The following is a 13,978-nucleotide window of genomic DNA, read 5'->3' on the forward strand; positions in this document are numbered from 1 at the left end:
CGGAAACAGCGATGGAAGCACGGGAAAAACAGGGTGTTTCTGAGCAACTTTGATAGTTGTGCAACGCCATCTTTAGCGTCCATGACACTACTTTGATGAAGAAGGCGGGCATTTAGCCCGCCTTCTTCCTCTCTTCATTCCATGATATGCGCTACTGCCTGCTATGCATCATCCAGGATAAGCGGCAAGAGTTCACGCAGATCGCGGGCGGTGCTGTATTGATCGGCAGCGGCGCGTACGGCGGCGCGTTCGACCACACCGCCGTAACCGATGATGCGGTCGGCAGCGTTTGGGGTGCGGGCGGCAACATCGCTCATGCCGTCACCGACCATCACCACGTGTTTGAGGCCATGCTGCTTTTTCCAGGCAGCGACAACCTCCGCCTTGCCACCAGCGGTGGTGAGCGGGTTATCGAGGTAGCGCAGATAGTTGCCGGCGTCGTCGAATTGCAGGCTGACCGCGAAAGTATCTGCCGCTGCCACGCCAACGGCAGCCGCCAGTGGCAGTACCGCGTCAAGCAGGCCACCGCTGACGATGGCGGTTTTGATGCCGCGTGCCTGCAAGGCGGCGATGATTTCGCGCGCTCCGGGGACGATGGATTCCTGATAGCGGCGGGCGATAGCGGCAAGAGAGGCGCGCGGTGGGCGGATGAGGGCGAGACGTTCGCCATAGATGGCTTCCAGCGGGATGTCACCATTCATAGCACGGTGGGTGAGGGTGCTGACTTCTGCAGCGACGCCCGCTTGTGCGGCAAGTTCGTCGATGCCTTCAAGGGCGGAGAGGGTGGCGTCGCAATCGAAGACGACGCCGTCGGGAGCGGGATAGGGCATGGTTTGTCCTGTTAGTGGGTGTCAGGGCGGGCATTGTATAGTTGTTTTAAATGGAGAGGACACAAGGGAAACGGTATGTGTGATGCTGAGGGTTTCCCAAGAATCGCTGTGCGTTTTTAGGGGGCTTGGGAAATGTCGTGCAGTGGCGGAAGCGGTTGCATTCTGCGGGACTTGCTGTTTCAGACCGTCTTACAGCACAAAAACGCGTAAGCAGCGAGTCCCCCCTGCGTTTATTCATGCTGCAAAATATTCACTAGCCGCCCGAACGGGTCACGCACGAAAAAACGGCGGACACCCCACGGTTCGGTAACGGGGCCGTATTCGGGCGGGAAACCCGCGCTCTTCATGCGTGCCAATAGTTCGTCAAAATTGTCCACTTCAATAGACAGGTCGGGCACGGGCGTACCAGAACCGCCTTCACTGGCAAAACTGATCTGCACCGGCATGGCTGCGTCTTGCCCGTAGGTCTGTATCCAGCCGTGGTTCATCACCAACTCCAGTCCGAGCAAGTCGTGGTAGAAAGCCTTTGCAGCAGCGGGTTGGGGCGCTTTGATATTTGCCACGATACGTTTAACGCTCATTTTTCTCCTTGTCATGAAGCTATTTTCTATAGCCCGCTTGGTGGCGGTTATGGGTTGGGGGTGCTGTCTGCCGTCCAGCCGCCACCGAGGGCTTTGTAGAGGGCGGTGAGCATTTGCGCGTGGGCGAGGCGGTTCTGGATGAGGGCTTCTTCGGTCTGCACGGCATTCAGGCGGGCGGTCAGCGCTTCGGCGAGGGTTTTGTTGCCGTAGCGGTAGAGTTTTTCGGCATCCGCCGCCTGTTGTTCGGCGTTTGCGAGTGCTTCGCTGAGGTGCTGCGCTTGTTCGGCGAGGGCGGCTTCGCCCTGGTAGGCGTTATCGACGTCGGCCAGCGCTTGTAGCAGGGTGCGGTCGTATTGCAGCAGCGCGGTTTTGAGGCGGGCGTCGGCAGCGTCGATGTTGGCCTGGATTCTGCCGTGGGTGTAGATCGGGACCTGGATACCGGCGGTGAGCAGGCTCATCCAGCCTTTGAGGGCGTGGTCGCCGTCAATGTTGAGGATGCCCTGGCCGAGGAAGTCGAGTTTGATGCGCGGCAGGAGGTCGGCTTTGGCGCTGGCGAGTTTCGCGGCGTAGGCCTGGGTTTCGGCGGCACGGGCACGCAGGTCGGGGCGGCGTTCGATGAGGCCTTGCGGGGTTTGGCCACGCGGGGCGGCAGGCGGGTGGGCAAGGGTGTCACGCGGGCTGTCCGGCAGGCGGTAGTGTTGCGGGGTGTCGCCGCAGAGGATGGCGATGGCGCGCACGGCGGCGTTTTTTTCGGCATCCAGGGTGCTGCGTTTGGCTTTGGCAGCGTTGAGGCGGCTCTGGATTTCGTCTTTTTCGTAGGCGGTGGTGTGCCCGGCCTGGTAGCGTGCTTCGATGTAGCGCGCGAGTTGTTCGAGGGTGGTAATGGTGATGTCGGCAGCGCGTTTGCGGGCTTCGGTGGCGCGGGCGCGGTGGTATTGGTCGGCGATTTCGGCGCTGATGAGCAGTTGCGCGGCGTGGGTTTGTTCGGCGGTCGCGAGGGCGGCGTGGCGGGCGGCATCGGCGTCGCTTTGTTTTTGTCCGAAGAGGTCGGGTTCCCAGCTGGCGCTGAGGCCGAGACTGAGGATGTCGGCGTGTTTTTGCAGGCGGTTGTCGCGGATGCTGCCCGCAAGCGGGTTTTGCGCGAGGAGGGCGCGGGTGTCGGCGCTGATGGGGTTTTGCAGGTTGGTGTCGAGGCGGTAGGCGTTTGCGCCGAGGCCGGCGGTCGGGCCGAGGTCGGCGCCGGCGAGACGGGCGATGGCGCGCGCTTCTTGCAGGCGGCTGCGGGCAATGGCGATGTCGGGGTTGTGGGCGAGGGCGCGGGCGATGAGGCGGTCAAGGACGGGGTCTTGCCACTGCTGCCACCAGCGGCTGATGTCGTCGGTTTGGGCGGCTACCGGGGCGCTGTCGTAGGCGGTGGGCAGGGGGACGCGGCTCGCGGTGGTGATGGTGGTGGTTTGGCAGGCGGCAAGCAGCGCGGCGGTGAGGGTGAGGAGGAGGGGGCGAGGGGTCATGGTTGGTTCCTTTTGTGTTGTTTGTTTGTTTTCAGGCGGGTTTTCAGCGGGGTTTTATCCCCTTTCTGTTACCGCGCGACGTAAATGGGGGATGGTTTTGGGGGTTCCCGCATCGGGTCCTGCTGTTGTGCCGCTTTGCGGTAAGATGCGGCTTCCACAAATACGAGGAAATTTATGTCTGCTTACGTTGTTTTTATCCGCGATGAAATGAAAGATCAGGCCGCCTATGACCGCTATCTGCAATTGGGTGTGCCCACTCTCGCCCCGTTCGGCGGCGAAATTCTGGTTGCCAATGGTGCGCACGAGGCTTTGGAAGGTGCCGACTTCGACGGTTCGGTGGTATTGCGTTTTCCCGATATGGCATCGGCAAAGGCGTGGTACGGCAGCCCGGAGTACGGGCAGTTCAAATCTATCCGCCTGAGGGCAACGCTTGGCCGCGCGGTGTTGCTGGAAGGGGTGGATTAAAGCCCGGCAGTTTTCTTCCTGCCATTTGGATCCCTTCCCCTGCTTGCGGAGGAAGGGATTTTTTGTGTACCCGGTTTGGAGGGGGCGTGCGGTGGTCATGGTTCAGTTCTGTTGTTCGAGCATTTTGCGGAAGCGCAGCAGGGCGTAGCCGAGGAAGAGTACGCCGACGACGCCCATGGCGAGGAGTTGCGGCCAGAGGGTGTCGAGGCCTGCGCCGCGAAAGATGAGGCTTTGGCTGAAGAGGGTGTATTGGGTGTGCGGCCAGTATTCGCTGATGATGCGGGTGAAGTCCGGCATGTTGACGCGCGAGGTCACGGCGCCGGAGAAGAGGTTCATGATGATGAAGACGGGCAGCATGAGCAGGCTGTATTGCTGCATGGTGGGGGTGAGGGTGGCGAGCATGATGGCAAGCGAGGCGATGGAGAAGAGGTACACGGCGCTGCCGGCGATGTAGAGCGGGATGCTGCCGTTGATGGGGATGCCGAGGGTGATGTGGACGATGAACCACAGGGAGGCGGTCGAGGTGGTGAGGATGAAGACGCCGTTGGCGAGGATTTTGGCGAGCATGATTTCCGGCGGGGTAACGGGCATGACGAGGAGGTGTTCGAGGGTGCCGTGTTCGCGCTCGCGGATGACGGCGGCGCCGATGAGGAGGAGGAAAAGAAGCAGGGTGGCGGTGCCGAGGGCGGCGACGGGCATTTGGTAGGCGTTTTCGCTGTTGGGGTTGTAGTGGGTGCGCAGGACGGGGCGGATGGGCAGGAGGCTGGCGTCGTCCGGGCGGCCGAGGAAGCGGTTCACTTCGCGGTTGTGGATTTGGCTGAGGTAGGCAGCGCCGACGCCGCCTTGGCTCATACGGGTGGCATCGATGGTGAGTTGTGCCTGCGGGCTGCGGTTTTGCAGGATGTCGCGCTCGTAGTTGGGCGGGATGTCGATGATGAAGGTGTAGTCGCCTTTGTCCATGTGGCTGTCGGCGCTGTCGCGCGTGATTTCCACGGGAGACTGGAAGTAGGGCGGCAGGATGGCGTCGCGGATGCGGTAGGAGAGGGTGCTGTGGTCTTCGTCGATGACGGCGACGGCGGCGTGTTTGAGGTCGGTGTTGCTCTGGCTCATGGCAATGACGACGCCGGTGTACATGTAGAGGGTGAGGATGATAAGGATGGGGTCACCGAGCAGGCTGCGCAGTTCTTTGCCGGCGAGGGTGAGGATGTTTTTCAGGGTGTTCATGGTCATTTTTCCTGCTTTTTCAGGTTGAGGCAGGCGGCGGTGAGGAAGAGGGCGTAGTAGAGCGCGAGCAGCAGGATTTCCCGGTGCAGTTCATGGACGCCGAGGCCTTTGCTGAAGGTGCCGGTGGTGGTCACGGCGTACCAGGTGGAGGGGATGATTTTGCCGAAGATATGCGCGCCGCCTTCAAGCGCCGAGACGGGGACGAGGAAGCCGGAGAAGTTCAGCGCCGGCATGATGGTGGCGATGGCGGTGAGGAAGATGGCGGCGACTTGCGAGCGGGTGAAGGTGGAGAAGAGCAGGCCGATGGCAGTCGAGGTGCAGCTCATCAGCAGGGTGGCGAGGGTGAGGGCGGCGAGCGAGCCTTTCATCGGCAGGCCGAACCAGTAGCGCATCATCAGGTAGAGGATGGCGAAACTCAGCATGGCGGTGGCGATGTAGGGGAGTTGTTTGCCGACGAGGTATTGCAGGCGGCTGGCGGGCGAGGTGTAGTAGTTGGCGATGCTGCCGATTTCGCGTTCGCGGACGACGCCGACAGCGGCCATCATCGCCGGAAAGAGGGTGAGGGCGAGCATGAGGACGCCGGGGGCGATGGCGTTCACGCTTTTGAAGTCCTGGTTGTAGGCGTAGCGGGGTTCGAGCGAGGCAGCGGGCGGCGGCAGGGCGATGCCGCGCGCGCGCGTCTGTTCGTGGGTGTAAGCGGCGAGGATGGCGGGGATGTAGGCGTTGATATTGGCGGCGTTGAAGGATTCGGCGCCGTCGATGTGGTAGTGGATTTCTGGCCGCCGCTCGCGTAGCAGGTCGCGACCAAAGTTGGGCGGGATGTCGATGGTGAGTTTGGCTTCGCGGCTGGCGAGGCGGTCGAGTAGTTGGCTTTCGTCGGTCAGCGGCGACAGTTCGTTGAAGTAACGCGAACCGGCGAGTGGCTCGATGATGGCGCGGCTTTCGGCGCTGTGGTCGTGGTCGAGGACGGCGTAGGTGAGGTTTTTGATATCGAAGGAGACGCCCCAGGTGATGGCGGTCATAAGGATAATCGGGCCAAAGAGGGCAAAGAAGGTGCGGACGTGGTCGCGCAGCAGTTCTGTGCCTTCGCGGCGGGCAAAGGTCCAGGTGGTGGCGAACCAGTAGCGCAGGGTGGAGGTGGAAAGCGGGGTTGCTGGGTTTGCGGCGTCAGGCGGGGTGGTTGCTGGGTTCGCGCCGTCAAGTGAGGTATTTACTGGGTTTGCAGCGTCAAGCGGGGTGTTCGCTGGGTTCGCGCCGTTAAGCGGGATAGTTGAAGCGTTTGTTACGGCGGCGGGATTGTCTGTTACCCCCACCCCACCCCCTCCCTCGTAGGGGAGGGGCTTTTCTGTGTCAGCGGTTGGCTTAGTGGCGGCATCAGGCGGGATGTTTGCCGGGTTTGCTGTTTCCCCCCTTCCGGCCTCCGGCCACCTTCCCCCGCAAGCGGGGGAAGGGATGGTTTCTGTGTCGGCGGCTGGTGCGGTGGCGTTGAGCGGTGTATTTATCGGGTTTGTGCCGTCAAGCGGGATGGTTGTTGAGTTTGCTGTTTCCCCCCTTCCGGCCTCCGGCCACCTTCCTCCGCAAGCGGGGGAAGGGATGGTTTCTGTGTCGGCGGCTGGTGCGGTGGCATTGAGCGGCGTATTTACCGGGTTTGCAGCGTCAAGCGGGGTAGTTACTGGGTTTTCCGCGTGGGCAATATTCTCAACGAAGGTTGCTCCCCCTACGGTTTCTATGGATGGGGTGCCAAGCGGGGTTCTATCTGCTCCCTCCCCCGCTGGCGGGGGAAGGTTGGGGTGGGGGTGTTTTAGACTGGTGGCAGCGATGTCCTGCGGATGCGGGATAGGGTCAGCGGCGTGGATAAAGGCCGTGGTGGTATCAAGCGGGATGTTTGCAGGGTTTGCGGCATCAAGCGGGGTATTTGCCGGGTTTGTGGCATCAAGCGGGGTATTGGCGGGCTTTTCTGGGCTATTGCTGCTTGGTGTGGCGTCTGCGGGATTTGTCTGGTGGGCTGAAGCCCACCCTACGGTTTCGGTGGATGGGGTGCCAAGCGACGTATTTATCGGGTTCTGCTGTTTTTCATCCGCTATCAGGTAGGCGATGAAGGCTTCTTCGAGGTTGGGCGCGCCGCTTTGTGCGGTGAGGGCGGCGGGGCTGCCCACGGCCAGCACGCGGCCCTGGTGCATGAAGGAGATGCGGTCGCACCTAGCCGCTTCGTTCATGAAGTGGGTGGAGACGAAGATGGTGATTTTGTCTTCACGCGACATGCGCAGTAGGTGTCGCCAGAACATGTCGCGCGCGGCAGGATCCACGCCGGAAGTGGGTTCGTCGAGGATGAGCACTTCAGGGCGGTGCAGGCAGGCAGCGGCGAGTTGCAGGCGCTGGCGGATGCCAAGCGGCAGGGCAGCGGGTTTTTGTTCGGCGACGGTGGCGAGGTCGTATTGGGTGAGTGCTTCGCTGATGGCGGCTTTGCTGCCCGCGCCCAAGCGGTAGAGGCGGGCGTGCAGTTCGAGGTTTTGCCGCACGGTGAGTTCTTCGTAAAGGCTGAAGGCTTGCGACATGTAGCCGACGCGCATCCGGGTGGCGACGCTGCCTGCGTCCACCGGTGCACCGAGGAGTTCGGCGCTGCCACTGCTGGCCTGCAAGAGGCCAGTGAGCATTTTCATGGTGGTGGTTTTGCCGCAGCCGTTGCTGCCGAGGAAGCCGAAGATTTCGCCTTTTTCGATGGTGAAGCTGACGTGATCCACGGCGGTGAAGTCGCCAAAGGTTTTGGTGAGGCTGTGTGCTTCGATGGCGGGCGGGGCGTGGATCGGGAACGAAGGGGGTGGGGTTGAGGCCGCCGGTGCCTTGTTGTTTTTCCGGCGGCAGCAGTTTGATGTAGGTTTCTTCGAGGGTGGCGCAGCCGTAGTCGCGCATGGTGGCAGCGGTCGGCGCGTTGATGAGCAGTTTGCCCGCGTCCATCGCCAGCAGTTGCCGGAATTGTTCGGCTTCTTCGATGTAGGCGGTGGCGACGAGGGTGGTCATGCCCGTGGTTTCTTGTTGCAGGTCGTGCACCAGCGCCCAGAACTGGCGGCGCGACAGGGGATCAACGCCGGTGGTGGGTTCGTCAAGGATGAGCAGGTCGGGCGAGTGGACGAGGGCGCAGCAGAGGCTGACTTTTTGTTTCATCCCGCCGGAGAGTTTGCCGGCGGCGCGGTCGGGGAAGGGGGCGAGGCCGGTCGCGTCCAGGAGGCGCTGGATGCGCGCACGGCGTTCGCGGCGTTCAAGGCCGAAGAGGCGGGCGTGGAAGTCGATGTTTTCGTAAACGCTGAGGGTGGGGTAGAGATTGCGCCCCAGTCCTTGCGGCATGTAGGCGATGCGGTGCGAGAGGGCAAGGCGGTCGCGCGCGCGGGTCATGTCGCCGTCAAGGACGCGCACTTGCCCGCTCTGGATGCGGCGCACGCCGGCGATGATGCCGAGCAGGGTGCTTTTGCCGACGCCGTCCGGGCCGATGAGGCCGACGGTCGCCCCGCGCGGCAGGGTGAGGCTGATGTTGTCCAGTGCGGTGGTTTTGCCGTAGCGGTGGGTGAGGTGGTTAATGGTGATGGCGGTCATGGTCAGGTCGTTTGGACAATTGTCCAAGAGTATAGTGCGGCATTGGACGGTTGTCCAACGACGCTTGGACGGTTATTTGCTGTGATGGAGGATGCTTCATGCGGATGGTGGGCTAAAGTCCGCCAAGCGAGGTAATTGCTGGCTCCGCCGAGCGGGATAGATGCTGGGCTCATGGTAGACCACCAAGCGGGATAAAGCTTGGGTTTTGTCGCTGCGCAGTTTGTCTAACCCTCTCCCCAACCTCTCTCCCACGGGGCGAGGGGCTTGTTGGCGCGGTTTTCTGGTTTGTGGACACACGTCAAGCGGGATAGATACTGGGCTCGTGGCAGGCCGCCAAGCGGGATAGATCCTGGGTTTTGTCGCTGCGCAGTTTGTCTAACCCTCTCCCCAACCTCTTTCCCACGGGGCAAGGGCTTGTTGGTGCAGCTTTCTGGCTTCTGGGCTCGTGGCAGGCCGCCGAGCGGGATAGATGCTGGGTTCGTGGTAGACCACCAAACGGGATAAAGCCTGGGTTTTGTTGCTGCGCAGTTTGTCTAACCCTCTCCCCAACCCCTCTCCCACGGGGCAAGGGCTTGTTGGTGCAGCTTTCTGGTTTGAGCGGGATAGATACTGGGTTTGCGGGCGGCCGCCAAGCGGCGTAATACCCGTTTTCAGTTGAGGGCGAAGATGTCGCGCCAGATGGCGCAGATGTGGTCGCGCAGTGCTTGCCAGGGGGCGGCGGGAACGCGTTTGTCGCGGTCGTTCAGCTGGCGGTGGTGGGCTTCCGCGCGTAGTTTGCGGTAGGCGTCACGCAGGGTCATGGCCTGCGATGAGGTGAGGATGCCGGTGGCTTCCAGTGCGGCGAGTTGGCGGATGTTGTCGCTCATGCGGCTGAGGATGGGTTCTGCCTCGCCGTGGGCGAGCAGCAGGTATTGGACGATGAATTCGATGTCGATGAGGCCGCCCGCGCTTTGTTTGAGGTGGAAGGTGTCCGGCGGCAGTGGCGCGGCGTTGTCGTGCATTTTTTGCCGCATGGCGAGGATGTCTTCGCGCAGGGTCGCTTTGGCCGGACGGGTGAGCAGTTCGTGGCGCAGGCGGGTGTAACGTTCACCAAGGGCAGGGCTCCCCGCCACGGCGCGGCTGCGGGTGAGTGCCTGGTGTTCCCAGGTCCAGGCGTTTTCGCGCTGGTAGCGGGCGAATCCCTGGATGCTGACGGCGGGCAGGCCGCTTGCCCCGCCGGGACGCAGGCGAGTATCGATGGTGTAGATGGTGCCGTTGCTGCTAGCGGCGCCGAGCAGGTTGCTGGTGCGTTGGGCGAGGCGGGTGTAGTAGCGCTGGTTGTCGATGGGTTTTTCGCCGTCGGTCATGCCGTCCGTGTCGCCGTCGTCGTAGAGGTAGATGATGTCGAGGTCTGAGCCGTAGCCGAGTTCGAGGCCGCCCAGTTTGCCGTAGCCGATGATGGCGATTTCGGCCGGGCTGCCGTCGGCTTTGCGCGGGATGCCGTGTTTTTCGCGCAGGGTGTGTTCGGCGTGTTCGAGCGCGGCTTGCAGGGTGGTTTCGGCGATGTGGCTGAGTTGGTCGCTCACTTGCATCAGCGGCAGGTGACCGTGGATGTCCGCCCAGGCGGTTTTGAAGGTCTGGACGTGTTTGTAGTCGCGCAGGGCGTGTTGCCAGGTTTCTTCGTCGTCGATGTTTTGCAGGCGCGCGGTGAGGTCTTGTTGCAGGGCGGTGCGGCCCGGCGGCAGGCGGCGTTCGTTGTTGAGGTCGTCGAGGACAAGCGGGTGCGCGGCGATGTAGTGGATGAGCCAGGCGGCGTTGGCGGCGATGTTGAGCAGGTGGTTGGTGAGCGCGGGTTGTTCGGTGAGCAGGGTGATGTAGTTGTTGCGGCCGCTGACGGCGGTGATGAGGTCGAGGATGCCGGCGAGGCCGTCAAGCTGGGCGTTTTGTACGGCCTGGCTGAGGACAGCGGGGATGAGGCGGTGCAGGCGGTTGTTGGTTTGCTGTGGCAGGCGGTGCCAGTTGTTGGCACGGGTGTAGGCGGCGAGGGCGGCGGCGATTTGGGTGCGGCTGTTGTTGTCGCGGATGTTGTCGTCAAGCCAGCGCGCGAGGTGGGCGTCGTCCGGGTCGGCCCAATCCACGGCGGCGAGGTCGTCAGCGATGGGGTCGGGCGCGGGGGTGTCTTCGTCGGCGATGGTTGCAGTGTAGTGCTGGTGGATGGTGTCGCGCGCCTGCTGGATGCGCGTTTGCAGGGCGGGGATGTTTTCGGCGTGGCAGGCGGTGGCGAGGCGCTGCCAGGTGTTGTCGTCATCGTTGTCCGGCAGGCTGTGGGTTTGTTGGTCGTCGCGGTATTGCAGGGCGTTTTCGACGCTGCGCAGGGTGAGGTAGGCGTCTTGCAGGGCCTGTGTGTCGGCGGCGGACATGAGGCCGCGCGCGCGGATGTGGTCGAGGGCGGTGAGGAGTGACGGGGTTTGTAGTGCCGGGTATTGGCCGCCGTAGATCATCTGGATGGCCTGCACGGTGAATTCGGCTTCGCGGATGCCGCCCGCGCCGAGTTTGATGTGGCGTTCCATGCCTTCTTCGCGGATTTGCCGGTTGATGCTTTGTTTCATGTCGGCCAGGGCGTTCAGGGCGGCGTAGTCGAGGTAGCGGCGGTAGGTGAAGGGGCGCAGGGTGGCGAGCAGTTCGCGGCCGCCGTCGATGTCGCCGGCGACGGGGCGGGCTTTCATCAGGGCGTAGCGTTCCCAGTCGCGGCCGTGGATGAGGTAGTACTGTTCCATCGCGGCGAAAGTCAGGGCGAGCGGGCCGGTCTGGCCGAAGGGGCGCAGGCGCATGTCCACGCGGTAAACGTTGCCGTCTTCTGTCACGGCGTCGAGGGTGTGGATGAGGCGCTGCGCGAGTTTGCGGTACCAGGTTTCGTGTTCTTCGGGTTTGCGTCCGCCGCTTGTTGTGCCGTTTGCGCGGTAGGCGTAGATGAGGTCGATGTCGGAGGAGAAGTTGAGTTCGCCTCCGCCGAGTTTGCCCATGCCGAGGATGAGCATGGGCATGGGTTTGCCGTCGCTATCCAGCGGGGTGCCGTAACGGGCGCAGTGGGCGGCGAATTGCCAGTCGTGCGCGGCGGCAATCAGGGTTTCGGCGAGCGCGCTGGTGCGGGCGAGGAAGGTGGGTTCGTCGATGTGGCCATTCACGATGGCGTGGATGTGGCGGATTTGCCGGCGGTGTTTGTACTGGCGCAGTTGCCGCATCAGCGTCGCTTCGTCTTCCGGCGGCGGGTTTTCGGCGGCGTAAGTGGCGCGGTAGTCTTCGCCGGGACTGGCAGCGAGGTCAAGGTCGGCCAGCCAGTCAGGGTGGCGTTCGAGTTGGGCGGCGGCGTAGGGGCTGGCTTGGTAGAGGCGGGCGAGGTCGGGGCGGGTCATGGGCGGCGAGTGGGTTAGAAAAGAGGGGATAGTGTAGTGCGCGCCCGCCTTGTTTGGGCAGGTATTTGGGTCACAGATTTTGTCTATCCTGGCGACAAACCTGGGTTTTATCTCGCTTGGCAGGCGGTTTTCGTGGCTTTTTGTGAAAATGGATATGATATTTCACAAAAAAAAAGAAAAAACATGGAAATTTAACAAAAATATTGGTATATTCAAATTTATCGACAGCGTAATCATCTTAAGTCGATAAATGTGTGCTGAAAGCAAAGCATCAAAAAATAATATGCAAACATTAGGAGCCTACTATGGAAAATAAACACTCTGCCAATACAAACGTTGGTAATAATTCCTCAACCGATAATGTTTCAAAAGTAAGTGAAACTATTTCTGATACTTTTACAGATGTAAAAGACGCTACTGTAGAAAAACTGTCAGATGTGAAAGATGCCGTGGTAGATAAATTCACCGACATCAAAGATGCGGTAGCAGATAAATTGTCTGATGTGAAAGATGCCGTGGTAGATAAATTCACCGACATCAAAGATGCGGCAGCAGATAAGTTATCTGATGCTGCAGATAAGCTGTCTGATGCTAAAGATGCGGCTGCAGATAAGCTGTCTGATGCTAAAGATGCCGTGGTAGATAAATTCACCGACATCAAAGATGCGGCTGCAGATAAGTTGTCTGACGCTAAAGATGCTGTGGTAGATAAATTTACCGACATCAAAGATGCGGCTGCAGATAAGCTGTCTGATGCTAAAGATGCCGTGGTAGATAAATTTACCGACACCAAAGATGCAGCAGCCGATAAGCTGTCTGACGCTAAAGATGCGGCAGCCGATAAGTTGTCTGATGCTAAAGAGGCTGTCGCAGATAAATGGTCTGATATAAAAGATGCCGTAAAAAAATAGTCTCAGATTTATCTCTTATTCTGCAAATTCGTAATACTCAACTGCAAAAGGCCACTTTTTTAGGTGGCCTTTTTATTATGAACTTCTTGAAGAGCGACAAAACCGGTATTTATCCCGTTTCCTGCCACTGCCAGCGGCCACGGTGGGCGTCGGGGTTGTCGGTGAGGCGGGCGAGGTAGTCGCGGCGCGGGATATGGATGCCGCCCATGCTGATGAGGTGCGGCGTGAGGAATTGGGTATCGAGGGTGTCGATGCCGAGGCGGGCGAGGTATTGGCAGAGGCGGACAAGGACGATTTTTGACGCCGACGGACGCAGGCTGAACATGGATTCGCCGCAGAAGATGCGCTCCAGGCCGACGCCGTACATGCCGCCGATGAGGGAATCGCCGTGCCAGAGTTCGCAGCTGTGCGCGCGGCCCTGGCGGTAGAGTTCGGTGTAGCAGCGGCGGATGTCGACGGTGATCCAGCTGTCGCCGTGGACGTTGGCGCAGTAGTCGATGACGCGGACAAAGGCGGTATCGAGGGTCAGGTGGTACGGCATGGTGCGCAGCTGTTTGCGCAGGCTGCGGCTCACGTGCACGCCATCGGTCGGGATGATGCCGCGCGGGTCAGGACTCCACCACAGGACGGGGTCGCCGCTGTCATACCAGGGAAAAACGCCTTCGCTGTGCGCAGAAAAGACGAGTCCGGCGTCAATGCTGTCGCTGTGGGCGAGCAGGCCGTGGTGGTCAGCGCGCTCGGGGTTGGGGAAGCGGTGTTCTGTCATGGTTATGCCTCCGGCAGGCGGCGCACCCACAGCATCAGGGCCAGGATGATGAGGGCGAACGCCAGTTTTAGGTGGTCGTTGTTATTGAGCAGGTAGATGCCGCCGCTGAGTGAGGCAGCGAGCATGAGGATGGCAAGGGTTTTAGCGCGGTAAGGCACGACGCGGCGGGTACGCCAGGCGGCAATCGGCGGGCCGAGGTGAGGATGGGTGGTGAGCCAGTGGTGAAAACGCGGGCTGCCTTTTGCCCAGCACCATGCGGCGAGGATGAGGAAGGGGACGGTCGGCAGGAAGGGGAGCGGGATGCCGATGAGTCCGAGGATGAAGGCGAGACAGCCCGCAAGTGTCCAGAGGTGGCGTTGCATGGTGCAGTTGGCTGGTGGCTTGGCTGCATTTTACGCGCCATATCGGTGATTTTGGAAATTTATTTTTGTTTTTCAAAAGGTTGTGGTTTTTTGATAGGTGATGGGGAAAAGGCCCCGCTGCTGGTGATTTTTTGGGTTTTATCGCGTGTATATGTGCGCCGCTGTTGATACGCCTTGATTTAGTTGCCAAACAGCCAATTGATGATGCCGCCGAGGATGTCGTCCCAAATGAAGCGGAAGATGGCACGGAAAAGGCGCCAGATGCCTTTGAGAACGGCGAGGATGGCGGCGATGAGGAAGGCGAGGATTCGGCGAATGGTTTTCATGGGGTCTCCCTGCGCGTAGGTG

The 13,978-nt window shown here is 61.0% G+C and carries 12 protein-coding genes and 1 pseudogene; 3 read left to right on the plus strand and 10 right to left on the minus strand.

The window, feature by feature from the left end; translation table 11 throughout:
• Positions 1-161: 161 nt before the first annotated feature.
• From LG374_RS10835 to LG374_RS10845, 3 genes are all read right to left on the minus strand, one after another.
• A complete protein-coding gene (locus LG374_RS10835; protein WP_225757711.1) occupies positions 162-830 on the minus strand; it encodes an HAD-IB family phosphatase in 669 nt (222 codons plus the stop codon).
• A 230-nt stretch (positions 831-1,060) separates the two neighbouring features.
• A complete protein-coding gene (locus LG374_RS10840; RefSeq protein WP_225757712.1) occupies positions 1,061-1,411 on the minus strand; it encodes a VOC family protein in 351 nt (116 codons plus the stop codon).
• A gap of 47 nt (positions 1,412-1,458) precedes the next feature.
• Positions 1,459-2,922, minus strand: a complete 1,464-nt coding sequence (locus LG374_RS10845; RefSeq protein ID WP_225757713.1) for an efflux transporter outer membrane subunit — start codon at positions 2,920-2,922, stop codon at positions 1,459-1,461.
• Positions 2,923-3,096: 174 nt separating this feature from the next.
• Between LG374_RS10845 and LG374_RS10850 the strand changes: the two genes are divergently transcribed.
• Positions 3,097-3,387 carry a DUF1330 domain-containing protein gene (locus LG374_RS10850; protein ID WP_225757714.1) on the plus strand — a complete coding sequence of 97 codons (291 nt, stop codon included), beginning with the start codon at positions 3,097-3,099 and terminating at the stop codon, positions 3,385-3,387.
• Between the two features lie 102 nt (positions 3,388-3,489).
• On the opposite strand, the gene LG374_RS10855 is transcribed toward LG374_RS10850, so the two are convergent.
• The 4 genes and pseudogenes from LG374_RS10855 to glnE form a co-directional block, all read right to left on the minus strand.
• The gene (locus LG374_RS10855) at positions 3,490-4,611 is read right to left on the minus strand and encodes an ABC transporter permease (protein ID WP_225757715.1); all 1,122 of its coding nucleotides are present in this window, start codon (positions 4,609-4,611) and stop codon (positions 3,490-3,492) included.
• A gap of 2 nt (positions 4,612-4,613) precedes the next feature.
• Positions 4,614-5,924 (minus strand): ABC transporter permease, encoded by a 1,311-nt coding sequence (locus tag LG374_RS10860; RefSeq protein ID WP_225758024.1) that lies wholly within the window; start codon positions 5,922-5,924, stop codon positions 4,614-4,616.
• A 759-nt stretch (positions 5,925-6,683) separates the two neighbouring features.
• Positions 6,684-8,199 (minus strand): annotated as a pseudogene (locus tag LG374_RS10865) (ATP-binding cassette domain-containing protein); the annotation flags it as partial.
• 650 nt (positions 8,200-8,849) lie between these two features.
• Positions 8,850-11,591, minus strand: a complete 2,742-nt coding sequence (glnE, locus tag LG374_RS10870) for a bifunctional [glutamate--ammonia ligase]-adenylyl-L-tyrosine phosphorylase/[glutamate--ammonia-ligase] adenylyltransferase (protein ID WP_225757716.1) — start codon at positions 11,589-11,591, stop codon at positions 8,850-8,852.
• A gap of 36 nt (positions 11,592-11,627) precedes the next feature.
• Here glnE and LG374_RS10875 point away from each other — a divergent pair, with 36 nt between their 5' ends.
• Positions 11,628-11,786 (plus strand): hypothetical protein, encoded by a 159-nt coding sequence (locus tag LG374_RS10875; RefSeq protein WP_225757717.1) that lies wholly within the window; start codon positions 11,628-11,630, stop codon positions 11,784-11,786.
• Between the two features lie 110 nt (positions 11,787-11,896).
• On the plus strand, positions 11,897-12,502 hold the full coding sequence (locus tag LG374_RS10880) for an apolipoprotein A1/A4/E family protein (RefSeq protein WP_225757718.1): 606 nt from the start codon (positions 11,897-11,899) through the stop codon (positions 12,500-12,502).
• A gap of 109 nt (positions 12,503-12,611) precedes the next feature.
• Here the strand turns inward: LG374_RS10880 and aat are convergent, their stop codons facing one another.
• The 3 genes from aat to LG374_RS10895 form a co-directional block, all read right to left on the minus strand.
• Positions 12,612-13,268: a leucyl/phenylalanyl-tRNA--protein transferase gene (aat, locus tag LG374_RS10885; protein WP_225757719.1), complete on the minus strand. Its 657-nt coding sequence runs from the start codon at positions 13,266-13,268 to the stop codon at positions 12,612-12,614.
• 2 nt (positions 13,269-13,270) lie between these two features.
• Positions 13,271-13,630 (minus strand): YbaN family protein, encoded by a 360-nt coding sequence (locus LG374_RS10890; RefSeq protein WP_225757720.1) that lies wholly within the window; start codon positions 13,628-13,630, stop codon positions 13,271-13,273.
• A 179-nt stretch (positions 13,631-13,809) separates the two neighbouring features.
• Positions 13,810-13,956, minus strand: coding sequence for a hypothetical protein (locus tag LG374_RS10895; protein WP_225757721.1), 147 nt, complete (start codon positions 13,954-13,956; stop codon positions 13,810-13,812).
• Between the last annotated feature and the right edge of the window lie 22 nt (positions 13,957-13,978).

The sequence above is a fragment of the Cardiobacterium sp. Marseille-Q4385 genome, from assembly GCF_916618745.1.
Taxonomy (GTDB): domain Bacteria; phylum Pseudomonadota; class Gammaproteobacteria; order Cardiobacteriales; family Cardiobacteriaceae; genus Cardiobacterium.

Coding starts and splice junctions, on each gene's coding strand:
- LG374_RS10835 (WP_225757711.1), bottom strand. CDS start 830: ATGCCCTATCCCGCTCCCGACGGCGTCGTCTTCGATTGCGACGCCACC.
- LG374_RS10840 (WP_225757712.1), bottom strand. CDS start 1,411: ATGAGCGTTAAACGTATCGTGGCAAATATCAAAGCGCCCCAACCCGCT.
- LG374_RS10845 (WP_225757713.1), bottom strand. CDS start 2,922: ATGACCCCTCGCCCCCTCCTCCTCACCCTCACCGCCGCGCTGCTTGCC.
- LG374_RS10850 (WP_225757714.1), top strand. CDS start 3,097: ATGTCTGCTTACGTTGTTTTTATCCGCGATGAAATGAAAGATCAGGCC.
- LG374_RS10855 (WP_225757715.1), bottom strand. CDS start 4,611: ATGAACACCCTGAAAAACATCCTCACCCTCGCCGGCAAAGAACTGCGC.
- glnE (WP_225757716.1), bottom strand. CDS start 11,591: ATGACCCGCCCCGACCTCGCCCGCCTCTACCAAGCCAGCCCCTACGCC.
- LG374_RS10880 (WP_225757718.1), top strand. CDS start 11,897: ATGGAAAATAAACACTCTGCCAATACAAACGTTGGTAATAATTCCTCA.
- aat (WP_225757719.1), bottom strand. CDS start 13,268: ATGACAGAACACCGCTTCCCCAACCCCGAGCGCGCTGACCACCACGGC.
- LG374_RS10890 (WP_225757720.1), bottom strand. CDS start 13,630: ATGCAACGCCACCTCTGGACACTTGCGGGCTGTCTCGCCTTCATCCTC.
- LG374_RS10895 (WP_225757721.1), bottom strand. CDS start 13,956: ATGAAAACCATTCGCCGAATCCTCGCCTTCCTCATCGCCGCCATCCTC.